Origin of the sequence: Brevibacillus formosus (assembly GCF_003013405.1) — a bacterium.
Taxonomy (GTDB): Bacteria; Bacillota; Bacilli; order Brevibacillales; family Brevibacillaceae; genus Brevibacillus; species Brevibacillus formosus.
This window is the reverse complement of sequence record NZ_PXZL01000001.1, coordinates 342582-367590: the sequence shown is the minus strand read 5'-3', so window position 1 is coordinate 367590 and position 25009 is coordinate 342582. Positions and strand designations below refer to the sequence as shown.

Sequence of the window (25009 nt, the reverse complement as noted above, 5' to 3'; positions counted from 1 at the left end):
CATGAATCCCTCCGATTCTTTTTGGTCAAAAGGAACGGTCAAGCCCGTTCTTTTGCAGACCGCAAGCGGTCAAATCCTGTTTTATGAAAAACGTCGAGACGTTTTTTACACAGAAAAAGCTTCTTGGCATCGCTTTGCATCTGGAGGCAAGCGAGACAAGAAGCTGGTTGAGTGCCTTTTTTGGGCAGCCAAAACAGCGTTCTTTGCCTTGCCAGCCTCTCTGGACTGGATTTAAAGGATTAGGAACGTTAGGCTATTTATTTTTGTTCTTCAAGGTGCGCTTCTCCCATCGCGGACTCTTTTCCAGGAAGGATCAGGTGCAAAATAATTCCCAGGAAGGTAGAGAGTGCGATGTTATCGATGGTCAGATCGCTCAGGAAAGCGATACCTGTACTTGCAAAACTGATTTTGTATCCGCCGATTCCCGTGACAAGAATGACGGCTGCAAGAATCATGTTACGCTTGTCTGCAAAATTCACTTTGTGCTCGACGTACATCCGCAAGCCTTGTGCCGCGATGATACCGAACAGGATGATGGAGACACCGCCAAGTACCGGCGTTGGAATCGTCATTAAAATCGCGCTGATCTTACCAGCGAAGGCGAACATGATTGCCAGTACAGCAGCCAGACCGATGACCACTCGGCTGTACACCTTAGTCATAGCAAGGACACCAATGTTTTCTCCGTACGTCGTTGCTGGCGGACCTCCGATGATGGCTGCCAGAGAGGTCGCCACCCCGTCCCCAAGCAAGCTGCGGTGCAGGCCCGGATTTTTCATCAGATCGCGATCCATGACCTTGCTCGTTACCAGCAAGTGACCCAAATGCTCTGCCAGCGTGACGAAAGCGACTGGCGCGATGACCAGTGCTGCAATCCATGCAGAGCCGTCACCGATTACGCTCATGACTTCGGTAAATTTGAAGTGCTCCGTAAACATTTTTTGTGGCGTGATGAACCAGTCTGCTTCCACTACTTTTTGAAAGTTTATCAGTTCAGGATGACGCAGCAGTGTGTATACATAACCTGTAACCATACCGATCAAGATGGGGATAAGACCAAGGAATCCGCGCAGCATAACCGCTGCAAGCACTGTTATGACCACGGTTACCAGCGAGATTTCAATCGATGTCAGTGACATTTGCGATTGGCCGTCTACAGTGACTTTCGTTGCCATATCTACTGCTACACCAGCTAGGCTCAGACCGATCACAACGATGACGGATGCGATGACAACTGGTGGCAGTACCCGATCGAGCCATTTGACCCCTGCCTTCTTCACGATTCCGGCGACGATGATGTACACAATCCCGGAGAGGAAGCAGCCTAAGAGTGCGGTCCCTACTCCATGTGATTGACTCACGACGATAATCGGACCGATGAAAGCGAAGGAAGAACCGAGGTAGTTCGGCAGCTTTCCTTTGGTGATCCACAGGAACAACAGGGTTCCAATCCCGCTTGCCATGAGCGCAGTTGCCACATCCAGCCCCGTTAAGATCGGCACCAATACAGTTGAGCCGAACATCGCGAACAAGTGTTGAATACTAAGTGGCAGCAATCGCGAAATATGTGGTGTTTCGTCTACATCGATGTAATTTTTCTGGCTCATGCCTGTATGCCCCCTGTTTTGTTTCTTTCAATCAAAAAGCTTCTTTTATACAAAAAACCTCTTTGTGCGGGCACAAAGAGGCTAGCTTCGCCATAATCATGGGAAGTATCTTGCCTCTTGCCGACCTCACGGGATCGTTTTTAAAGAGGAATCCTATTCTTTTTACAGTAGCTGTCGGATGGAGACAATGTCCATAACGTCCACTTCTGCCAATTGTACATCGACAATTTCCGTTCGAGCAGTAGGGAGGTTTTTTCCGACGAAATCAGGGCGGATTGGCAGCTCGCGATGACCGCGATCAACCAGAACAGCCAGTTGAATCATCCGTGGGCGACCGTTATCGATCAGTGCATCCAATGCGGCACGCACCGTTCTTCCCGTGTAGAGAACATCATCCACCAGAATCACAGTCTTGCCTGTGATTTGATCCGGCAGCTTGGAGCCTTGCAAAATGGCATCTTCGGACTTGTGCTGAAGATCGTCACGATAGAACGTAATGTCCAGCTCACCGACTGGGACTTTCACATTTTCAATCATTTCGATTCTTTCCACAAGGCGTTGCGCGAGGTAGATCCCTCTGGTCTTAATACCCACGATAATGAGATCCTCGACGCCTTTGTTTCGCTCGATAATTTCATGCGCGATTCGCGTGAGCGCGCGGCGGATCGCCGCTTCATCCATAATAACGCTTTTGTTGATCATCTCAATATCCCCCTTTTCGACGGGAACAGTGGACCTTACGAAAAAAAGCTCCTTGTCAGGAGACAAGAAGCCCTCGGACAAACTGACCGGACTATTAAGAGTCCCGCCTGCTTGTCATTCCGTGCCCTTGCCAGCCTCACTGGACTGGATTTAAAGGTTCCATTCGTCATGTAGAATTATGACACGATTCTGGACGGGTGTCAATGCAGCCCGAAAAAGTCTAACTATTCCCAATAGACGCTGACCCACGGTGGCAAGTAGTTCGCATAATAACCAATGTCCCCCGTAATGTCTTTGATCAGCTCGACTTGTTTGTCCGCATCCTCACCAATTCCTTGGATAAACAGGGAGCCGTGCTCCGCTCGATCCAACCGCAAGAAAAGAAGCTGTTTTCCATCTGGAGACGGCGCAGGATAGTAGTCGGCTGTATTCGCTTCCCCTTTTGTCACCTGCTGCTCGGCTCCATCTGCGGATCGCCGCCAGATGCCTTGTTCCGGTACCATGACCTTTTTTGGGTCGTATGAATACTCTGTAGCCAAGCCTCTGGTGAAAAGCAGCGTGTACGGAGCTTTTGGAATCCATATCGGGTAAGTGTCTACCACCACTGGACCAGGGCTGACTGTTTTGACCCTTCCTGCTCGATCTACCAGCTTCAACTGCTTGTTAGTCGTGGCGATCCGGTCAGTGCCATCGACAAAAGCGAGCTGTTCGCTATTTGGTGTCCAGGCAAGCCAATCAGGATAAGCCAATCCTGTGCCGAGCTCTATTGGCTTTTTGGCAGGCTGTGTCAAATCAAACCATTGAATCGGTACGCCATCAGCAGACAAGGAGCCGGAGTTATACCGGACAAAGTAGGCCACAGCCTTCCCATCCGGGGATACTTTTAAGCCTGTCGCTGCCCATGGGTAGATGCCTTCTTCCACTTTTGGCGGTTCTGCAATCGGGTAGGCAGCCAACGTTTTACCTGCTAACGTTCGGAAGGCCAGTGTCATCGGCTTATTTTTTTCAGCAGGTAGTGAGACAAGCATATTTTCTCCATCCGGCATCCAGGCAAAATCTGCGAAATCAGCCTTCGTTGTACTTCGCAAAGCTAACTCTCCGTGCTCTTGGACGTCTTTTACAGTCAGCAATAATCTTGGCGCTTCATTACTGCCGACATTCACGGTGTACGCTAGCTTGTTTACTTTCGGGGACCATTTTGGCGTTTCAAAAACAGCTCGCTCGTCTACCTGCACAGCTTTGCTGCCATCAGCTCTGACGATCCACACATAGCCTGGTGTCGAGTAATTGTCGTTGCCTTTGTATTTCACGAACAAGAGCCACTTGCCGTCTGGCGACCAGCCCACGATCTGTGCATAGCCGTCCTTGGTGATTTGCATTACCTTTCCTGTCGCATCCCGTCCATCTGCCAAAAACAAATGCTGGTTGCTCGTAAATGCAATTTTTGCCGGAACGCTTATTTCCTTGTTCACACGCTCTGGCCCTTGGCTTTGGGCTGCCACCTTTGCTTCTCCGGTTTCTGTGACAAGTACAGCCAAAAGGACAAAAAGGCTGATCAGCTTCCCCCATTTTCCGATCACAGGCATTCACTCCTTACACGCTCTATTAAATGATGAAAAAACGCCAGAAGAAAGTAATAAGCTCTCTACTAGCGTTTTCCAATCCAACTGCCATTATGTAAGTGTCATAGGAAGACTGGCTGCAACAACAAAAAACGATTGCCATGCAGATCCTCGAAAACAACCTCAATGCCATACATCACTTCGTTTGGTTCACTCACAAACTTCACGCCGCGTTGACGCAGTGTTTCGTATGTGGACCAAAAATCATCCGTCTCCCAAACCCACATTGGATTTTTGCCGACTTGACGAAGCATTTCCTGTGCAACGTCTTCCCTATGCCAATGAGTAGGGTCGTGCAATACAATCTCTAGCTCCTGCCCAGGAAGACCGACAGTGAGCCAACGAGAGCCATCATCCATACGAGAATCCATGCGTTTTTCAAACCCGAGTTTTTCCGTGTAAAACCGCAATGCCTCTTCACAGTCGTGAACGTACAGCGTCACATGCGCTAATCTTTTTAGCACGGCTATTCCTCCTGTTCTCTTTACGCTTGTCTGAGAACATCGATGACTTCAAGCATTTCCTTCGGCATTGGCGCTTCGAACTCGAGCTGCTCTCCTGTACGGGGATGGATGAAGCCCAATGTTTTCGCATGCAGAGCTTGTCCATCGAGCTCCAATGTATTTTTCGGACCGTATTTCGGGTCGCCCGCCAGTGGATAGCCAATGTACCTCATGTGTACGCGAATTTGATGGGTGCGTCCTGTTTCGAGTTTCAGTTCCACCAACGTGTACTCTTTGAAGCGCTCCAGAACGATAAAATGCGTAACAGCAGGCTTGCTGTTTTCAAAAACGACCGCCATTTGCTGGCGATTTTTTGGATCGCGCCCGATTGGTGCTTCAATCGTTCCCATTTCATGCGGGATGACACCATGAACAATCGCGACATACTTCCGATTGACCGTATGTGCTTTCAATTGTTCAGCTAAACCCATGTGTGCCTTGTCGTTTTTGGCTACCATCAACAGGCCGGATGTATCCTTGTCAATACGATGGACAATTCCCGGACGCAGAACGCCATTGATTCCGGACAAATCCTTGCAATGTGCCAAAAGCCCATTGACGAGTGTCCCACTGTAATGACCAGGAGCAGGATGCACGACGAGGCCACGTGGTTTATTTACGACCACCACATCGCTATCCTCGTATACAATATCAAGCGACATCTCTTCTGGCTGGATCGCCATTTCTTTTGGGGGCGGAACACGAAGGGTCACTTCGTCCTCTGCCTGTAGCTTGTAGTTGTTTTTGATCGGTTCACCATTTACAGTGACACGGCCTTCCTTTACCCAAGCCTGCACCTGTGAACGGGACCAATCTTCATTTTGCAGCGTGATAAATTTGTCGATACGCTCACTCGTATCCGCTGGGTCTACCGTCCAATCGTAACGTTCAAACAATTGCGTGTCATTCATGTATGTTCTCCACCTATCCGAGCTTTCCCACTATTATTCTCATGACTATCGGTTTTTCTTCCCATCCAGAAAAACATCGAGAAGCAAAATCCCCACACCAATTGTGATGGCCATATCAGCCACGTTAAAGATCGGGAAGTTAATCAACGTAAAATCGAGAAAATCTACGACTTGACCGGACATCGCACGATCAATGAAATTCCCAACGGCTCCACCTAAGACGAATGACAGCGCCAACGATGCACGAGGTTGTTTTTTTCCCAAGCGAATTAAGGAAATGACAATCCCAATGACAACAACAGTGGTTATGACAATAAAAAACCAACGTTGATTTTGCAGGATGCCAAACGCCGCTCCCATGTTTCGATGGGAAGTTAGATGAAATACGTCCGCGATCAAAGGAATGGATTCTCCCAGTTCCATATACTTCACAACCAAATACTTTGTAAACTGATCAAGCGCAATAATAACTGCCGCAATGAGATAGTACAACAATGGAATGTCCTCCTTATTCTGCTTCGACCAGCAACTGTACAAACACAATGTCAAATGATCATTTTACCAGAGACAGCCTACGTGAACAAGCGCCTTCCTTTTTTGTACAGTCGATAGCCTTTGCGTACGACTTCCAGCATCCACAACGGAATTTTCCATCCACGATCCTTGATAAATGGCAGATACACCTTGTAATACGCCTTGCGTAAATCACGCCATTTCGTGTCTGTATCGTTGACATAGTAATCCGATACGTCAATCAGATAACCACGTCCCTGATCCATTAATACGTTTTTCCCATGGACATCATGCGGAAACAAGCCCTTTCTGCGGGCCTCTTCTAGCGCTTCCTCCACGTCTTCAATCACCTGCGGAGGAATCGGAATACCAAAGCGGACACAGTCAAACAGAGGTATGCCATTCATTCGCGAAATGACCAAGTATCCTTCCCCATAATCATAACAGACGGGGAAGGAACGAGTCTCCCCAAGCTTGCGATAGACTTCGATTTCCTGTTCGGCTCCTGGTCTTCCAGGTGCGTACAGCTTGATCACTACCTTTGGATAGTCCGGGTGGGCAAATACGGCAGCATAATTGCCGGTACCGACCAGCTCCCACGGGTACGGCGTGTGGTGTACGACGACTGGATCATCTGGCGACAGACTCTCCACTTGAACTTCCTGTAAAAAAGCTTGCAATATATGCTGATCGATCCGCATCGTTTCTCATCATCTCTCATCAGTTACCGACTTCGAACTACGTTAAAACAAAATTAATGAAGGTTCATCTACTACGATCATTCAGACACTTCCTATTAAGGGGCAAAAAATCCTTTGCACTGGTCGAACCAGGAAGTCCTGTCCGATTCCAATGAAAGGATTGCATATGGACAAGAATACCTCATTTTTTTGATTTGGTAAATGGGTAGCGAATGTCCACCCATCGTACCTGTTTTTATGTAGTGTATAACGAATGATTCTAACTGATTCATTTAGAAAATAGGACTCTTGTAAGTTGCTGTTGTGGTAGGGAGGAAACAGGAGAAAACGCTCAGATTCTAGGGCCACCCCCTGCGGGATTGACTGCCCGGCTCCATGAAAAAAAGCGAAACCCGCGTCCAAAGTCGTCCATTCAGGAGGTGTCTCAGAGGTGGACGCTAAAAGCTTGTTTCTCTTTTTTTCATTGCGCCTCGGGCGGTGTCCCTAAGATCTTCGCTTATTTCTCCTGTTTCCTCTACGAGCTTTCCATGTAATTCGATTTTTAAACGCCTTAAAAGCTTGAAGAACCTCATGAGTTACGACAGAGAAGAATATTTCCAGACGTAGCGACTTGTGGAGTCCTTCCCAGCGGAGAAGGGATTCGCGGGCAAAAGAAACGCAACGTGCCCATACGACGGAGCGGCTACCACTTTTGCGTTTCCCCGCGAATCCCTCCGGAGCGGACAGTCTCAACCCCCAGCGGGACGGAGCCTGGAGCCTAGTCTGGAAATATTCTTCTCTTCACCGCAGCCACATAACAGGAACATACGTAAAAAAAAGAAGAACCTGGCACATCCATGCAGGCTCTCCCTTCTGAATTTACACATTTATCTCCAAAAACCATTCGCGAATCGCATCTTGCAGCTTTTGCAAGGCAGTCGCACTTGTTGCTTCACAATAGATGCGTACCAACGGTTCCGTGCCAGACGGACGGATCAAGACCCAATGTCCTTCCTCGAGCAACAGCTTGACCCCGTCCACTCGTTGAATCTCCAAAACCTGATAAGGACCGATTAGTGCAGGTGGCCTAGCGATCATTTGCTGTACCCATTGATCTTTTTCCGGCAATTTCATATCAATCCGCGTATGGAATAGCTCACCAAACTGTTCGTATATGTCTCGCAGTATTTGATCGATTTCTTTGTTTTCATACGCACACATCTCGGCGAGCAACAAATTGATGAGTACGCCGTCCTTCTCCGGGATGTGACCAAGAATACTCGCCCCGCCACTTTCCTCTCCACCAATAAGCACATCGCCTTTGCGCATTTCCTCACCGACGTACTTGAAACCGACCGGCGTCTCCACCAGCTCAAGACCATAATGCGTAGCCATCCGATCCAATAGATGTGTAGTGGCTACTGTCCTGACAATCCTTCCGGTCAAGCCACGGTTTTTTCGCAAATGATAGGTTAGGAGCACGAGTGCTTCGTTTGGCGTGATGTACTGTCCGAAGCGGTCAACGACTCCGAAGCGATCCGCATCGCCGTCATTGGCAAGACCAAGAGATGCTTGGCGTTCTACGACTTCTTTTTTTAACAAATGCAAATGCTGATCGTTTGGCTCAGGCAAATCTCCTCCAAAAGCCGCATCCGGGATTTCTCGGATTCCGACGTTTTTGACCCCCACCTCTGACAAAAAACCGCTCACATAGCCCATACCAGCACCATGCATGGCATCGACAACAACGGACAAGGAAGAGTTTTGTAAAACGTCCATGTTTATCATCCGTCTCAGATGCGCTTCGTAATGAGGACGCAGAACAATGACTTGCAGCAGCTTGCGGGCCTTTGCTTCCGCGAGGGAAATCGTGCGTACCGATTTAGTCTGGCAGGTTTCGGTGATCCACTCTTCCAGTCTTTGCGTGATCGCAGGCGTTGCAGGTCCGGCGTACTCCGGAATGTATTTGATGCCGTTGTATTCGGGTGGATTGTGACTGGCCGTGATCATGATTGCGCCACTTGCTGCAAAATGCTTTACTCCGAAGGCTACGGCAGGCGTTGGCGCTGCTTCGTTCACCAAATAGGTACGAATGTCATTTGCGGTCAGGACAGCTGCAACCTCCTCTGCAAAGCGTCTGCCTAGAAACCGCGTGTCGTGTCCGACCAAAACAGGTTGCTCCTGTTGTCCGATTTCTTTGGTATAGCTGGCGATGGCTTGTGCGACAATGCGGACATTCTCGACAGTAAAACCATCTGCGATTATGTCGCGCCAACCGTCCGTACCGAAACGGATTGTTGTCATCTCCTCATCTCTCCCCTCGTTACCGCAACTCATTCACCTTCTCCAAATAACGTAAAACAGTGGCAACATAAGTAGAATGCGACCACGTCAGGGGTGCAACGGATACGGGAGCACCTGTATACGGATCGAGCTGTTCGGATAGCACGCCGCTTTGCAGGGCATGCCGTACGACCCAGGCCAGTCTGTTCTTTGGCTCTTGGAGTTCATCGAGCGATTTTGCCTTGGCAATTTCCCAATCAGCCACCCACAAGGTGCAAATGATCCATGGATTTCCCGGCACCTTCACCGTGTCATGTGATTTTTTGAAATAGTAATCCCCTTGATAGCGAGCAATTCCACCGATCGCCGTGTCTACCCGCAAACTCTTTTTGACACCTTCCATTGTCCGCGCAACTCTTGGATCATCTACGGAAAACACATCAAGTGCAAACAAAGCGAACAAGCTGCTCTCCACCGTGAAATCTTTTTCGACACTCCCATCTGCTCTTACATAAATCCCACGCAGAAAACGCCCGATTTCAGGGTCGTACAGATGTTTTTCCATCGCTCCACGAATGCGCTCTGCCCCTTCTGCATAGTGTTTGTAGCGCCTATCATCCCCGAACAGCTGGGCGAAACGAGCCGCAGCCATCAAGCCAGCGAAAACCGCAGCACTGGTAAACGTAAAAATTCCCCGTCGCTCTTCCCATAAGTCGTAGCTTGGTTTTGGGAGTTGCAGCTCTGGATGGACATACTCCAGCAAAAAGCGGGCTGCCGGACGAACCAGCGTGGGATAGAGCGCTTGGCAGTCTTCAATTTGCTTGCCGCTCTTGTATTGCTCCCAGAGCGCGTACAGCACGAGCGCCGTCTCATCCTCCTGAATCGGAAGCTGAATTTCTCCGTCAACAATATACGGATGCCAACTGGAGCCGACAGACCCATCTGGATTGTACTTGTGCAGCAAATAGCCGTCTTTATTCAATGCATCCGCGCAAAATCGAAAAAATGGTGCAACCACTCCCGTGTAGCCCGCTTTCGCCATCGCACTCGCAATCAAGGCCCCGTCTCTTGGCCACATGTAGCTGTAATGGTCGCGATTGAATTGAAGAATATCCGAGTCATTCGCAGCGAGAATCGCCCCGTTTTGATCGATTTGCGTGCGCACGAGAAGCAAGCTGGTCTTGTACAGATTGACAACCTCTGCCGGAAGATCAGCAAAGTCCCTCTCTTCCTTATTGACCCACCGCTGCCAGTACACCGCGATCCGACTGAGCAAACGTTCCGGATCACTTTCGAGTACATACTGGTTCAATCCTTTGACATCCTCATACGATTCACCAATGCACATCCAGTAAAAGAGCGCCTTCTCTTCTTGAGGCTGCAGGATGAGGGAAAAAGAGATCGTGCTATCTACGGAGCCTTGCGCAATCGGATTGCCTGACAAAAGACCATCCTCCGCGTCCCTCCAGGTCCCCTCCGCATAGTTGAACCGCTTGATCCCTACGCTATATTGATCGATCCCACCTGTATCCGTCTTTCCATTCGCCATGATATACACATTGCGTTTGTAGTGATAAATCGTGCGCAGGATGGGATCATAAACAGCGGTATCTCCTACCTCCGTCTCATTCAAGCTGAAATCATGATTAAAAAACAGCCTGACCTCCCGCACCTCGCTCGTCAAATTCCAAACGCACACCTTTTTCAAATAAATCGGGTCACGCTGATGCACCCCATCTGCGATTTGCAAGGAGATGCCCAGATGTTCATGATGCGCATGAACATCTGTCACCAAAGACTCCTGTCCGTATCCGAGCTTCCGCGTCCAGCCGTCTTCATCCAGCCAGGAAAAGCGACCTTGCACCCATATCCCCAGCTTGCTAAAGTGTCCCCCGACATGATTCAGCTGACCGACATACGGAAAATAGAGATCTCGCATGTGCAGCTTGTCATCAAAATTAATCAGCAGTTTTCCATTCCCGACGACGAGCGGTCTCGGCATGCCTTCACGTCCTTTTCGTTATAGGCTGTCGATCTCTCTCTTTTCGTGAAACTGATATTCGGCAATTCGCCTCGCGTAGGAAGAAGCAAGCGTAGCCGCGGTCTCTGCCGTCGCCCCTTGCGAAATCACTTTTACGTGCGAATCCTCTGAATCGGGTAAAATCAGCACCCAGCCATTCGAATCGTATACCTTGATTCCATCGACGAGCTCCAGCAGCTTGCCTTTGTTTTCTTCCATCACTCTGCGCATGACCTTCCCTTTTGCTGCCCATGGGCAAAAGACAGTCTTTTTCTCCATGTGGCACGCTGGCAACAGCTCCAACAAGACGCTTAGAGGTTTTTCCTCAGAAGCGAGATAAGAAAGAATTCTCATGAGGCTGTATACGGCATCAAACATCGGATGAAAGTGCTGTTCGCTCGATACCTCCATCATGGATCGCGGAGAGACCTTGGTGCGTACAACCTCCATTTGCAACAGCTGAGCCATATGCTCCAATTCAATCGGCGCACTCACAGGAAGGCCGATACGCCGGTGTTGACCACTGCAAGACAGCAGTTGCAGAGCCGTGATTTGTTCGTTTGCGAGCTTCTCTCCATGCTCGGTAAACAAGACAAATTGCTCGCCATTTTTATCGAGACAAATCCCTAAATCCGCACCCTTTTTACGAATACCTTCTTGTATGGAGCTGTAATCGGCAGTAACTCCCAGTGCATGCAAGAGTGGCGCAAGAAAAGTCGGAAAAAAACGCTGTTCACAATCGATCAGCAGGTGGAAGCGCTGACGCTGGATGGACGATACATTCAACTGTTGGACCAAAGCGTGAAGATAAGCTTCTTGTACTTGATACTCGACTTGCAGTGCTCCCAACCGATTTAGGTTGCGAACATAAGTCTCTTGCCAGTAAGCATTCTCAATTTTGCGCTCCATCTCACGGGAAATCGGTAAGCCGGCATGATCGATAAATTGGATGACGATCTCTTTATCATCCACTGGCTCTGCCATATAAATATGAATGCCGCCTTTGCAAGCCAGAGAGCGCACGCCGTACCGGATCAAGGGAGAATTCCCAATCCCGAGATCGACCGTATCAATTCCGGAAGAGCACAAACTCGTCATGATACTATGCTTCAAAATCTGAGAAAATGGGTGTGAGCATGCCGAGAGCGCAATTTTATCCCCCGGTTGGAGTAAATACGCATAGGCAGCAGCAAGTCTTGTAACAAATTCGGGCGTGATGTCAACATTGCCAATGCCCTTGATTCCAGGCGTCCCAAACAAATTTTTAGTTTGCTTGGCACCATAGATGAGCGAGGTAGTGACCGTCGCATTTTCCCCGACTTCCTTATCCGGCCAAATTTTGATCCCTGCCTTTATCACTGACTTCGCCCCAATGAGGCACTGGTCTCCAATAACCGCCCCTTCCCCGATCTGTACGCAATCTGCAATTCGGGTGTTGCGGCAGATGGTCGTTCCTGTGATCTCTGTTTTTTTCCCAATGACACTGTTTTCCCATATGATCGTCCTGGATAGTTTCGTACCGGAAGAAATCACGGTATTTTTCCCCAGAATGGAATAAGCACCGACGGCAACTCCGGCTTGCAAGTGTACATTTTCACCGATATAGACAGGGCCTTCCAAGCGGACCGATGAATCGATGCGAACATCATTTTCCAAGAAAATGCGCGGCGCGATTTCCTGTGCTTTTATCTCGAGATGTACGCGTCCATCCAGCAAATCAAACTGGGCTTGCTGATAAACCTCCAAAGAGCCAATATCAGACCAATAACCGCTTGCCTCATATCCGTATAGAGGCTTTGCTGCTTGTAAAAAGGCCGGGAAAATTTCCTTGCTGAAATCCACTTCCCGCTCTTCTTCTATATAAGACAAGACCTCTGGCTCGCAGACATATATCCCGGTATTCACCGTATCGCTAAAAACTTCTGCCCAGCTCGGCTTTTCTAAAAAACGGGTAATGCGCCCGGCTTCATCTGTCATGACAACCCCGAATTCCAACGGTGTTTCTACGCGCGTCAAAATCAACGTAGCCAGTGCGTTATTTTGCTCATGAAAGCGTATGGCTGCCGACAAGTCGATGTCTGTCAACGTATCTCCACTGATCACGACAAAGCGCTCATCGAGAAAATCCGCGCAGTTTTTCACGCTGCCTGCCGTGCCCAAAGGAATTGTTTCTTCAAAATAAACAAGCGAAACACCGTAGCGAGATCCATCGCCAAACGTATCGCGGATGACATCAGGCAGATACTGGAGTGTCACTGCTATCTCAGTAATCCCATGCTTTTTCAATAGATCAATCGTGTACTCCATGCAAGGCCGGTTTAAGAGTGGCACCATTGGTTTTGGCGTGTGGCAAGTTAATGGACGTAGTCGTGTACCTTTTCCCCCAGCCATGATTACTGCCTTCATCTTCTCTTCTTCCTCCTTCATCGTTGCAATCTATGTTGTCATGCCGATTTCCGCGGGATCGCCAAGTGAACGGTATAAGTCGATGGTTTGACTAGCCAGAATTGTCCAGTTATAAAACTGTTTAACATCTTGCATTGCCGTCTGGGCCAGTTGATGCCGCTGATCAGGGTCGCGCAGTAACCAACGGAGTTGATTCGTCAAGGATTCGGGGTCGCCTGTGTACATCATGGCGCCGTTTTCGCCGTGGCGAACGATCTCTCGCAGCCCTCCCGTATCCGCAACCAGAACAGGGGTACCCAAAGCCATCGCTTCCAGCGCAACAATTCCAAATGGCTCATACAAGCTCGGGAATACCGCCACGTCAGCCAAGGCGAACAGCTCATTTCGCCTTCCATCGTCTACGAAGCCCAAGAAGCGGACTTGCTCAGAAAGTCCCATCAGATGAACCAACTGCTTCCACTCGTCTTGCATCGGTCCTCTGCCAGCAATTAGCAACCTCGCATGCGGAAACTCATCACACAGCCTTGCCATGGCTTCCAGCAATAGGTGAACACCTTTTTCCTGAACCAAGCGGCCTACAAAAAAGAGAACAGGACCATCCCCTATCGCCAACTCCTGCCGAAGCTGCTCACGATTTACATCCGGTAGGGGAATGAGATCGACTCCATTGTGAATGACACGCAATTGGAATGATGGTGTTCCGAACAGGCGCATGACTTCCGACTCCATATACTTGCTGCAAACGATCATCGAGTCAGAACTTTGTGTTAGTGTACGTTCACTCTCATGAATCCTTTGCTGCAATGGTGTATGAATGCCTTGATGCCGGCCATGTTCCAAAGCATGAATCGTGCTGACGAGCGGAAGAGAGTATTTCTGTTTCAGTTCGATCGCAGCCCAGCTGACAAGCCAATCGTGAGCGTGGATGATATCTGGTCGCACCCCAAGCGACCAGAGCTGGAAGGCAGCATCGACCATTGCCAAATTCAGTTGAAACACCCATGCCAAAAAGTCAGCTTGTTCAGAAGGAAGGTACGTAGGCAAACGGTGTACGTGAACCCCTTCCATCGTTTCATTTACGGAGCATGAATCTGTCGAACGTGTCAGCACATGCACCACGATTCCTTGCTGGACAAGATGCCTGGCGAGATCGTATACTGCTCGACCAAGCCCCCCTACCACATGAGGGGGAAATTCCCATGCAAGCATCAAAACTGTTTTTGTCGAAGACTGATCTTGCGTTGCCGCTACCAATTGACGCGATACGCTCACTCTATGCGTTTGTTTAGGCAAATAGAACATGATATCCAAGTCAGGAAAGATCGGAAAGTCAGTTTCTGCTTGTGTAATTGCCTCTTCATCCAGTTGATGCTCTCGATACATCGCCAAGAGAGCCTGCATGCGAACCAAATGGTCATGAACGCGTTGCACCGCATACCGGGTGACCGTTTGACCATCTAAAATAAACGCCCAATCACTGCTTTGGGCGAGCATCAATTCACGTGCCGCCTGCTTGAGGCATCGTAAGGCAAGTTGATCACCTTTTTTTTTATAAAACGTAGTAATCGCTCCGATCAGTTCCCGCTCTGCTTGATGCAGATGCCTGTATATCCAGCCATTGTTTTCGTTCAGCCAGACTTCTCCGTAGCCATTTCTTCCCCACGTTGACATCGGCAAATGACCGCGATCCTGTTCTGGATACTCCTCCAAATATTCTGATGGTGTCATTAATTTCACTTCTTTTGAATCACAAACCGTTTTTCGTATGAGGTCATCCAAAAACTGCGGACCCTCGAACCACCAATGACCAAACAGCTCCGCATCATAAGTGGCGACGACCAACGGCTTGCGATCCATCCAGTGACTGGCTTCCTCCACTTGACGCTCTCGGTGATACAAGAAGTGTCCCGCATGAGACGCTGCTTTTTCGCGCGCCCAGCTTGGCTCATACAAGTCTTTATCCCCTTCTTTTCCGGTGATCCGATAGTATTTCAAACCGGTATGCACGCGAATGCCGTCAGGATGGATGTAAGGCTCGATGTAGCTCATCTCCCTGTCAAATCCGATATCCCGGTAGTATTCACGGTAGTCATAGTCCCCCGGATAACCATCGATCGAGCTCCATACCTGGCGGGAAGCCACTTCATCTCGGGCAAAAGCGGCCACATCATGCGGCGTGAACAAAGGAGCCAGCACCCCTCTGCGTGGTAAAGGCGTCGCATGCTCTATCGTGTGACTGTCCACAAAGAAATACCGAAGCCCTGCCTCTTTCAGCAAACGATCCAGTCCAGGTGTATACCCGCACTCCGGCAGCCAAATTCCCTTCGGACGTCTTCCCAGAATCCGCTCGTGTGTATGGACGCCTACCTGAAGCTGAGCCCGAATCGCCTCTTCTGTTTCCACGTAGGGCAAAAAGGAGTGCGTGGCTGCGCAAGTGATGAGTTCGAGGCATCCACTGTCCGCGATATGCCTAAAGGCCTTGATCAGTTGAAAGTCCCACTTGCGGCAATAGGCAATGATGGCTCGAAAACGCTCCACATACATTTTGGCGATACGATTTTCTTGGGGCTGACCTGCTGTTCGTTTGACTTCCTTCCCAGCCAATTCAACGGTCTTCGCTAGATGTGTGCGAAAGCGTGTCACGATCAGTTCATCATCCAGCATGGAAAGTAATGTCGGAGAAATAGCAAGGGTCATGCGAAAAGCGATGCCGTCTGAGAGGAGCTTGTCGAATACCATGAGCAAGGGAAGATAGCATTCCAGCATGGCTTCATACACCCACCGCTCTTCCAAGCGATCGTCCCGATCCCCGTGTCGTACATAAGGCAGATGGGCATGCAACACGAGGGAGAGATAACCTTTGTGCACAAATGACACCTCACTTATTTGATGTTTTGGTATACAACGAGTAGGAGGAAAAGTTCTCAAACCAGGAAGGTGTAGCTGGATCGTGGACGGGCTCAACTAGCGGTTCCCCCCAGCTAGCTTTTGAATTGCGTGGAGTAACTACCGTTTCCGAGCGTAATATCGGACAAAACCGATTGTGTTCATATAAACCAAAATCAACAACGTATGTACGTCCTGGCTCTACATCTTTCACGTACCAGGAATGAGCCTCTTCATGCACGAACACATCTCGGACGGAATGCGCATTTGTTCCGTCAAATAAGCGTTCGGTCACATCATACAGACGCAAGCCCTTCTGGATGTGACGATAATCGGCTTGCAGGTACGATGCGACCATTCTCATGCGCGGCCAAGTGATTTCCCAATAAACGAATAACACAGTCGGTCCTTGTGCCATGACTTTGACGATGTCCCGACCATAAAACGCAGGCAATTGCCATTCCAATTCCGTTCTAGCGGGAAGTGGTGCCTCTGGCTTCGCACGGTCTTTTTGCAGGCGATACTTAACTTGGCCGATCGTTAAGCCGCACTCTTTGGCAATTTGTGCAATGGACATGGATCGTGAACGCAGTTCGAGAATTTTTTCCAGCATCTTCTAGCACTCTCCTCCGCCAACTTCGCCTTTCTGTGATTTCCCAATGTCAATCATAGCTAATGCTTCTAACAAAGACTGTCGAATGCTGAATGCACATCCCTTCTTCTTTTGTCGATCAACAATCATGTTTTCGTCACAGGCAAACAAAAGTCGCTCTCCTTCCATACTTACATAGCTACTTCTCTAGACATTCTTTTCTTTTTGCCAAATAGGAAGAAGGAGCTATATTCCATCATCTTTTGTTTTATTTGTAAGTATTTTCATGTTGGATACCGATACTATAAAATATTCACTTCTACTTCCAAAATGAATGAAAAAGGAGTCATTGAAAGCTATGAATCGTTCATGGATTAGCATGGTAACAGCAGGATCAATTGCAATTACAACGGTAGCGGCAGGCTTGCCACTAGCGGCTCAAGCCAAAAGTACACCGCCAAGCCCATCCCAAGAGCCTATTGATTCGCAGATTGGTCATACACCCGTTCAGGAAAACATGTCGAAGAGTCAGTTACGCCAAGCAGCCAAACAGGAAAAGTACAGCATCTCGCATCTGAAAACATTGGACAATTCAGAGCTTGTTGAATTGCTGAAGGAAATCAGTTGGACACAAATCCCTGAGCTGTTTACTTACAACGACGACACCCAGGAATTTTATGAGGATCGGGAGCGGGTTCAGGCCATCATCGATGCCTTGCAAGAGAGTGGCAAGAACTTCACCAAGGATGACGAGCAGGGCATACATACATATGTAGAGGTTTTGCGTTCAGGGTATTACTTGGGGTACTACCATGATGAATTAAAGTATTTGATGGAGCCAAAGTATAAGCAAAAGATTATTCCAGCACTTCAAGCTATCACTACCAATCAAAATTTCGCCTTAGGTACAAAGACTCAAAATGAAATCATCAGTTCTACGGGAAAATTAATTAGCAACACGACTGTTGATTCAGAGACAATCGATCTTCTGTCAAAAGTAATGGAGGACTTTAACGACAATCGGGATAAATGGTCAGATGATCGCGAAGCAAGCGAAGCTTTTTACAGCGTCCTTCAAGGTGTTGGCTATGTTCTGATTTGGGGAGCAGATGATTCAGAAAAAGATGAGCTGAAAGGCAGCATCGACGCATTTCTCGACCCCATTTTTGACATGGCCGAAAATGGGGAAACTTCCGCTGATCACGTATGGTTGACGAACAATGCCCTGTATTACACAGGGAAATTAGGAAGCTACTACAGTGATCCAGACAAAGCCAATGACATATTGACGAAAGCGATGAAAACGTATAAAAAGTGGAGCGAGCCATACTTCACCGCCGCGCAACAAATCACGGAAGCATATGGCGAGGATGCCAATGGCAAAAAAATCGACCTCGATGAAATGGTGAAGGAAGGCAAAAAACATTATCTCCCGCAGCAGTTCACTTTTGATGACGGAGCGTTTGTGTTCAAAACGGGAGATAAACTAACGGAAGAACAGGTTGAGCGCTTGTATTGGGCATCCAAGGAAGTGAAGGCACAATTTCATCGAGTCATCGGCAATGACAAGGAGCTTGAGAGCGGCAATCCGGATGATGTACTGACTATTGTCATCTACAATACGCCTGATGAGTATAAAATGAATCGCTTCTTGTACGGATACGACACAGATAATGGCGGTATCTACATCGAGGGTACCGGGACTTTCTTCACCTACGATCGGACAAAAGAACAAAGCATCTACAGTCTGGAAGAGCTGTTCCGCCATGAATTCGTCCACTATTTGCAAGGCAGATATGAAGTGCCAGGCATGTGGGGACAGGGAAAGATTTATGAAAACAGTCGCTTGCCTTGGTATGAAGAAGGCGGAGCTGAGTTTTTCGCAGGCGCTACCCGAACAGAAGGAATCAAGCCTCGCCAGTCAGTTGTAGGCAATATTCGAAATGCAGCGCCTTATCTCGATTACACTGCGGCCGATATGATGCGTGCCAAATACGGAACCCTGGCATTCTACGACTACTCATTCGCGCTTCAGTACCATCTGTTCAAGAATGATTTTGCTCGTCTGGATAAAATCAACGATACAATCCGTTCCAATGATGTAGCTGCTTATGATGACATGATCGAAGAATTCAGCCGTGATCGCGCTCTTGAACGTGGCTACCAAGAAACGTTAGAGGATTTGATCGACCAGTATGAAGAATTGGATGTTCCTCTCGTTTCAGATGATTATCTACAAAAAGTGGACGTGACGAGCAAAGAAGAGGTTTATCGTAAAATCACAGAGGTTGCCTCTCTGACCAATGTGACAACAGATGAAAAAGACTCTGGAGATTTCCGTAGCTTCACGTTGCGTGGGGTCTATACGGGTGGAGCTTCCCAAGGGGAATATCAGGATTGGCGAGAAATGAACCGCTCTACAGATGGATTCCTCAAGGAGTTGTCGACTCTTTCCTGGAATGGCTATGACACGGTTACGAGCTACTTCACCAATTATCGTACGACAAAAGATGGACGCTTTGCCTATGATGTCGTGTTCCACGGGAAGCTGGCTCAAGAAGATGGCTCCGAAACGGAACAGCCAAATCCGAATCCAAACCCTGAGGAATCGTCAATTTCATTAGGCAAGCCAATAACTGGTATCATCCATCCTCAAAAAACGAGTCAGGAGTTCCGTCTCGACGTGAAATCAGCCCAACAGCTTCAAGTAGAGATGGAAACGAAGCAAGGAGATGGAGTGGCGTGGCTTGTATTCCACGAGTCTGATAGAGAGAACTATATCTCCTATCCCACCAAGCGTGAAGGCAACAAGCTAATCGGATCATTCGATGCCAAACCAGGGACTTACTATGTAACTGCTTATACGTATCGTACAGGGCAAGAGGACCAACCGTTTACTTTATTGGTTACGGGTGAAGATAGTCCGCGAGAGCAACTCTATCAAGAAAGCGAGAACAATGATTCTACCGAGCAAGCAAATGGTCCATTGCCTATAGGCACGACTGTTTCAGGGGACATGAAAGGAAACGATTGGCAAGATATCTTTGCTTTCCAAGTAGATAAACCAGAAGAAATACGTATTTCTTTAACCCCTCAAGAGGGACAAGGTGTGACTTGGATGCTATTCCACGAGGCAAATCTGGATCAGCCTGTAACATACCCGCAAGAGCTGGAGGGAAATCTGCAAAGTGCCCATTATCAAGTAAAGCCAGGCCGTTACTTCTTGCATGTGTACAAATATCAAAATGAAGACATTGTGTATACGGTAGAGACCAAGCAGCGCTAATCAGCAAAACAAAAACACCTCCAAACGAGCTACAAAAATCGTTTGGGGGTGTTCGTTTCTTTCCTGTTTGTTACACTTATCGGCGTTTTGTAATCCGCCCAGATCCCCCTACCTTCGTTCGTGGGGGCGATTTGCTTTTCGGCGGGGAAAAGCTCGAACGTTTGGATGAGAAAGATCCACTCGACTTCGACGATTGACTGCTGGAAGACCGAATAATTTTGCCTGAACTGCCGCTAGAAGATGATTCCGCCTGCTTCTTGAAAAGGCTGCCGTCAGAACCTACCGTACCATCCGCGTTCTTCGCATTACCCCGTTTGAAAATACTTCCCGTACCCTCTTTAGTAATCGGCGGCGCTGCTTTTTTGTCCTCGGTTGTAGGCACGCGATACGTTCCGGAAGGCTTGTATATGTCCTTGCTAGAGTAGCCACGATAGCTGCCCTTTGTGCTTTTCTTAAGCCCGTCGAACAAATCATCCAGTACGCTGGCTACGATATATCCCTGTAAAAATGAAGAATCGTAGTTTTGCCGGACGTACTCTTTGCTGTCGACCTCGATCAACGTATCCGTCGGCTTGGCAGCGTCTTGCTGCAAATGGTATATCTCGTTCGAATAAATGAGGAACATATGCTGCGGATCTTCTTTGGAGATTTCATCTGGCGTATTCTGCTCCGCCAGCTCCAAGGCTACTTCCGGTACGGTCTTGTTTTCCGCACGATAGATGCGTGACGACTGTCCATTGTCCTTGGTAGAGACAGATTCAAGTGGATATGTCTCGCCAACCGCAGGACTGCCACAACCCGCTAGCGTAAGGAGGAACAACGCCGGAATCAGCAGGAGCTTGATTGATTTCATCCATGGATTTGGCATGTACTTGTCCCTCCTCTCTATGTGCCGCGCAATACCTGTACGTCCGCCGGCAGAACACTTTCTCCCTCATAGAGCATGAAACGGCCATCCTGCCACTCGATCCGCAGCAACTGGCGTTGATCCGATTGGAATTGCCAGATATACTGCTCCCCTGACGTATGAAAAGGGGCTTTCCCCGCAACCTGAACGGAGCCATTATATTGCTCCTCCAAATGGTAGGTGGCATCGTCCATCTCGATTGTGGTCGGTACTTCGTCTATTGAATCCAGTCGTCCATCAATGACGCTATACAGATGATAGACGGTCTTCTCCCGTTCTTCGATATATAGGTAGCGAATGGTCGTTCCATCCTGCAACGTAAGCATCGTGGCTTTGCGACTCGCATTGCTTGCCTTCCCGATTACTTGATAGGTAACAAGAGATACATCGACTACATCACCCGGTCCCACCGTCAGGATGCTCTTCTCCGGTGCAGGAGGCTCATGCTTGGCAAAAATGTTTTGGATTCGCTTCATCAAACTCATGCTGTACTCCCTTCCCTTTCACGTCTTACAGACATGCAGCCAAAATCAAGGCACCCACGAGATGGAATGAACCAGCCATCATGGCATGTGCCACTTTTCCTTCCTGCGTCCCTTTTTCCAAGTCCAGTCCGGCTACTTTCTTTAACAGCCATTCCACGATTCTCTCCAAAAGGAACAGAATGATAAATGAGAGCACAGAAACGAGCAGTGCTGTCCACAATAAGTTGGAGGTAATAATGGATTGCGATAAGATATATCCTTGCGCAAACAGCTTCATGACGAAACGCGTCGTAACCGCGATATTTCCGTTTTTGATTTCCGTGATGTCCTTGTATTTCGTAAACAACGAATCGATCCACATCAAAACAAAAAGCAAAATGCCGCCGGCTCCTGTCCAAACCAGCATCCCTACTATTTCTGTCCATGTCAAAGCGAATCACTCCACTTTCGTCAAGGTGTTTAAGGTCTGAAAAAAAGGGAAACCGCCTGAAGCGGTTTACCCCTCATATTTTTTCATCAGAGCAGCCAGTTCGTCCTCGACGGCTTGATCCTTATTCAGCTTCGCAATTTCATCATCTAAAGAGCTCTGTTTTTTGTAAATCTCGCCGCTGGCTTCTGCTTCTGCTTCCATTTGCAGCGCTTTTTCTTCCATGCGTTTCAAGCCAGCCATAGCCGAGTTCGTGTCGAAACCACCCATCGCCTGATTGATTGTCTTTTGCGCTTTTGCTGCATTAACGCGGGCAACCAATGTCTCGCGCTTGTTTTTCAGTTCGGTAATCTGTTTTTTCATTTCAGCCAGCTTCTCGCGCAATCCATCGGCTGCCAGCTTGTTTTTCTCGTAGCTGTCCTTGTATTCGTTCATTTTTTGCTCGGCAGCTTTCTTTTCTTCCAGAGCCCGTCGAGCCAAATCAATGTTCTGTGCTTGTGCTGCGATGTGAGCTTGCTCATCACGCTTTTTCACCAAGGCTTCTTGTTCTTCATACAGCACCTTGAATTTCTTTTCCAAAGCAATTTGAGCAGCAACCGCTTTTTCTGCTTCATTCAAGTCTTCTTGCATATCACGCAAATACTGGTCTGTCATTTTGATTGGATCTTCTGCTTTCTCGATCAAAGCGTACAAATTGGACATGGTCAAATCACGCAGTCTTTTAAAAATGGACATGGATTATTCCTCCTTAGGTACGTGCTAGGTAGTTCGGCCTAAATTAGCCGTCCCCGTTATACATGTATTTACGAAAGTTACGCAAGTAAGTTTCAACAATTTATTTTTTTATTGGCTGACTTTACTACTCGAAAGTAAGTTCGCCCGATTCTACACTCTTCAATATAAGTTTTGCTTGAAATTGTGTTCCATCCTGACGTTCAAGCTTCATTTTACCCGTTTTGCCTTTTTCAATAAGTGCTTTAATCTGTGTATCCGTCAGCATACGCCCGTAATTCTCTTTCCATATGACGAATTTACAGCCCACGTTGTAATTCGAACAACCGTAACCTTTGCGTCCCATGAAAATGGAGCCTCCGCAACCCGGCCGTGGACATTTGGCGATGATACTCGAAGTTGTAGTAGCGGTCTTTGCTGCCGTTCGAGTTGAAGCCTTTGTAGTAGCAGTCCTGCCACCTGATCTGCCTGTACTTCGCCCGCCAGCTCGTCCTCTCGTTTTCGAAGATCCTTTCTGAGTGGTACTCTCACTCTCAAACAAGGTCTTCTCAGCTCGAGATTGTACACGAACCTTTTCTACGATCATCGTAGCGAATTTCTTCACATTCTCCATAAATTGCCCGTCGGAGGCAGTCCCTCGGGAGATCTCATTTAAGCGGCGCTCCCAATGCCCCGTCATTTCAGGAGAGGTTAATAATTCGATACCTGCTCCCCTAATCAATTCGATAACCGTACGGCCTTTTAGCGTAAGTTGAACCTTTTTTCCCTGCATCTCCACGTACCCGACTTTTTTCAGTCGTTCGATGGTAGCGGCACGAGTTGCCGGAGTTCCCAGACCAGATTCTTTCATCGCATCACGCAGTTCCTCGTCCTCGATTTGCTTGCCTGCGCTTTCCATGGCCTTTAGAAGCGTTCCTTCCGTATAATGCTTGGGCGGCTGTGTTTCTTTCTCCTTTACCACAGCATCCGAGCATACTACACTGGCATCAGGTAAAATGATAAAAGGCTCGTTAACCTCAATCTCTTCTTTATCCTCTTCTTCTTTGGCCGCACCTTTTACATTCTTTGGCTTTTCCTTCTGCTGATCGGCATAAATAATCTTCCAACCGAGACTTTTCCGTTCTTTCACCGACGTTTTGAACATTTCACTTTCCACATCGGTTATGACCGTATGCATCTTATATTCAGCCGGTGGATAGAACTGTGAAAGAAAGCGGCGAACGATCAAATCGTATAGCTTCTGCTCATCTGGCGTAAGTCCTGAAGCCTTACGATTTGTCGGCAGGATAGCATGGTGGTCGTCTACTTTTGCTGGATTACATATAAATTTATTGCCTTTATGAACCAAGCTGCGGTTTGCACCCTTTACCAGATCGTCATATCCAGTGCCTTGCAAGGACGACAAGGTGTTGTGCATTTCAGGAATATTTTGCTCTGTCACATAGTTGGAATTCGTCCTCGGATAAGAAATCACTTTGTGTTTTTCATAGAGTGCCTGTGCTAAATCCAAGGTTTTCTTGGCGGAAAAACCGTATTTGCCATTGGCCTCACGTTGCAGCAATGTCAGGTCATACAGCTTGAATGGATACTCCTTGGTATCCTTGACTTCGTAGGATGCGATCCGCCCTTGTTTTCCTTTCACTTTCCGAGCCAGCATTTCCGCTTTAGATGGATCGGTTAAGCGATCACCTTGCCAAAGACCCTTGTACGTTCTCTCCCCCTGCGAAAAATGCCCTTCCACTTGAAAAAACGTAACCGATGAGAAAGCCTCAATCTGTTTCTGCCGATCATAAATGAGAGCAAGGACAGGGGTCTGTACTCGTCCGACAGAAAGGAGCACGTTATGTTTGGTTGTAAATGCACGTGAGCCATTCATCCCGATTAGCCAATCGGCTTCACTGCGAGCTTTTGCTGCCCTCGTTAAGTTTTCATAGGCTGCGGCATCCTTCATCTCCGCAAATCCTTTCCTGATTGTTTCAGGGGTCAAGTCCGATATCCACAGTCTTTTAACGGGGTGGCTCAATTTTAAATGTCGCTGAATGAGTGAAAATATGTGTTGACCTTCCCGCCCGGCATCGCATGCATTAATCAGCAGATTGCTTCGTTTGGCCAACTGCCCGATTATTTTTAGCTGATCGATTGTCTTCCGATTCGGCACTAGCTTAAATGAATCGGGAATGATAGGAAGATCATTTATGTTCCACTTTTTATATTTTGGGTCGTATGCCTCCGGTTCCGCCAGTTCAATTAAGTGCCCGATCGCCCACGTAATAATGTATTTTTCACCTTCTAAATAGGTGCGGTGATTTTTCGCTTTAGGATCTATTGCGGCAGCAATATTTCGTCCCATGTCAGGTTTCTCCGCAATAATTAATATCTTCAAATGGTTATCGCTCCTTCTAAAACTCTCTAAGCCTGTCGAGGTTCAGTCTAACGTTTTGGATTCC

Annotated in this window: 19 protein-coding genes; 2 read left to right on the top strand and 17 right to left on the bottom strand. The window is 48.1% G+C overall.

Features of this window, described 5'->3' with window-relative positions; all coding sequences use genetic code 11:
• Window position 1: 1 nt before the first annotated feature.
• A complete protein-coding gene (locus C7R91_RS29215; protein ID WP_047068266.1) occupies window positions 2-235 on the top strand; it encodes a hypothetical protein in 234 nt (77 codons plus the stop codon).
• A 22-nt stretch (window positions 236-257) separates the two neighbouring features.
• Here the strand turns inward: C7R91_RS29215 and C7R91_RS01665 are convergent, their stop codons facing one another.
• The 12 genes from C7R91_RS01665 to C7R91_RS01610 form a co-directional block, all read right to left on the bottom strand.
• Window positions 258-1607 (bottom strand): solute carrier family 23 protein, encoded by a 1350-nt coding sequence (locus C7R91_RS01665; protein WP_047068268.1) that lies wholly within the window; start codon window positions 1605-1607, stop codon window positions 258-260.
• A gap of 162 nt (window positions 1608-1769) precedes the next feature.
• Window positions 1770-2309 (bottom strand): bifunctional pyr operon transcriptional regulator/uracil phosphoribosyltransferase PyrR, encoded by a 540-nt coding sequence (gene pyrR / locus C7R91_RS01660; RefSeq protein WP_007728461.1) that lies wholly within the window; start codon window positions 2307-2309, stop codon window positions 1770-1772.
• 224 nt (window positions 2310-2533) lie between these two features.
• Window positions 2534-3895: a PD40 domain-containing protein gene (locus C7R91_RS01655; RefSeq protein ID WP_047068271.1), complete on the bottom strand. Its 1362-nt coding sequence runs from the start codon at window positions 3893-3895 to the stop codon at window positions 2534-2536.
• A gap of 98 nt (window positions 3896-3993) precedes the next feature.
• A complete protein-coding gene (locus C7R91_RS01650; RefSeq protein WP_047068273.1) occupies window positions 3994-4395 on the bottom strand; it encodes a VOC family protein in 402 nt (133 codons plus the stop codon).
• 20 nt (window positions 4396-4415) lie between these two features.
• Window positions 4416-5345, bottom strand: a complete 930-nt coding sequence (locus tag C7R91_RS01645) for an RluA family pseudouridine synthase (RefSeq protein ID WP_047068274.1) — start codon at window positions 5343-5345, stop codon at window positions 4416-4418.
• 45 nt (window positions 5346-5390) lie between these two features.
• The gene (gene lspA / locus C7R91_RS01640; RefSeq protein ID WP_047068276.1) at window positions 5391-5840 is read right to left on the bottom strand and encodes a signal peptidase II; all 450 of its coding nucleotides are present in this window, start codon (window positions 5838-5840) and stop codon (window positions 5391-5393) included.
• A 77-nt stretch (window positions 5841-5917) separates the two neighbouring features.
• A complete protein-coding gene (locus tag C7R91_RS01635; RefSeq protein ID WP_047068278.1) occupies window positions 5918-6559 on the bottom strand; it encodes a serine/threonine-protein kinase in 642 nt (213 codons plus the stop codon).
• A gap of 858 nt (window positions 6560-7417) precedes the next feature.
• On the bottom strand, window positions 7418-8842 hold the full coding sequence (locus C7R91_RS01630; protein WP_047068281.1) for a phosphoglucomutase/phosphomannomutase family protein: 1425 nt from the start codon (window positions 8840-8842) through the stop codon (window positions 7418-7420).
• A gap of 19 nt (window positions 8843-8861) precedes the next feature.
• Window positions 8862-10823: a glycoside hydrolase family 15 protein gene (locus tag C7R91_RS01625; RefSeq protein ID WP_047068284.1), complete on the bottom strand. Its 1962-nt coding sequence runs from the start codon at window positions 10821-10823 to the stop codon at window positions 8862-8864.
• Window positions 10824-10841: 18 nt separating this feature from the next.
• Window positions 10842-13247, bottom strand: a complete 2406-nt coding sequence (locus C7R91_RS01620) for a sugar phosphate nucleotidyltransferase (RefSeq protein ID WP_047068285.1) — start codon at window positions 13245-13247, stop codon at window positions 10842-10844.
• Window positions 13248-13277: 30 nt separating this feature from the next.
• Window positions 13278-16115, bottom strand: a complete 2838-nt coding sequence (locus C7R91_RS01615) for a 1,4-alpha-glucan branching protein domain-containing protein (protein ID WP_047068290.1) — start codon at window positions 16113-16115, stop codon at window positions 13278-13280.
• 10 nt (window positions 16116-16125) lie between these two features.
• Window positions 16126-16746, bottom strand: a complete 621-nt coding sequence (locus C7R91_RS01610; RefSeq protein ID WP_047068292.1) for a DUF4912 domain-containing protein — start codon at window positions 16744-16746, stop codon at window positions 16126-16128.
• Window positions 16747-17083: 337 nt separating this feature from the next.
• Here C7R91_RS01610 and C7R91_RS01605 point away from each other — a divergent pair, with 337 nt between their 5' ends.
• Window positions 17084-20011 (top strand): collagenase, encoded by a 2928-nt coding sequence (locus tag C7R91_RS01605; RefSeq protein WP_047068294.1) that lies wholly within the window; start codon window positions 17084-17086, stop codon window positions 20009-20011.
• 76 nt (window positions 20012-20087) lie between these two features.
• Here C7R91_RS01605 and C7R91_RS01600 read toward each other — a convergent pair whose 3' ends face one another.
• The 5 genes from C7R91_RS01600 to C7R91_RS01580 all read right to left on the bottom strand — a co-directional run bounded on the left by C7R91_RS01600 (window position 20088) and on the right by C7R91_RS01580 (window position 24945).
• The gene (locus C7R91_RS01600) at window positions 20088-20879 is read right to left on the bottom strand and encodes a DUF4247 domain-containing protein (protein ID WP_047068296.1); all 792 of its coding nucleotides are present in this window, start codon (window positions 20877-20879) and stop codon (window positions 20088-20090) included.
• 17 nt (window positions 20880-20896) lie between these two features.
• The gene (locus C7R91_RS01595; protein ID WP_047068298.1) at window positions 20897-21403 is read right to left on the bottom strand and encodes a DUF4178 domain-containing protein; all 507 of its coding nucleotides are present in this window, start codon (window positions 21401-21403) and stop codon (window positions 20897-20899) included.
• Window positions 21404-21428: 25 nt separating this feature from the next.
• On the bottom strand, window positions 21429-21833 hold the full coding sequence (locus C7R91_RS01590; RefSeq protein ID WP_047068300.1) for a DUF350 domain-containing protein: 405 nt from the start codon (window positions 21831-21833) through the stop codon (window positions 21429-21431).
• A 66-nt stretch (window positions 21834-21899) separates the two neighbouring features.
• Window positions 21900-22565, bottom strand: a complete 666-nt coding sequence (locus C7R91_RS01585; RefSeq protein ID WP_047068302.1) for a PspA/IM30 family protein — start codon at window positions 22563-22565, stop codon at window positions 21900-21902.
• A 124-nt stretch (window positions 22566-22689) separates the two neighbouring features.
• Window positions 22690-24945: a type IA DNA topoisomerase gene (locus C7R91_RS01580; protein ID WP_047068304.1), complete on the bottom strand. Its 2256-nt coding sequence runs from the start codon at window positions 24943-24945 to the stop codon at window positions 22690-22692.
• Window positions 24946-25009: the final 64 nt, after the last annotated feature.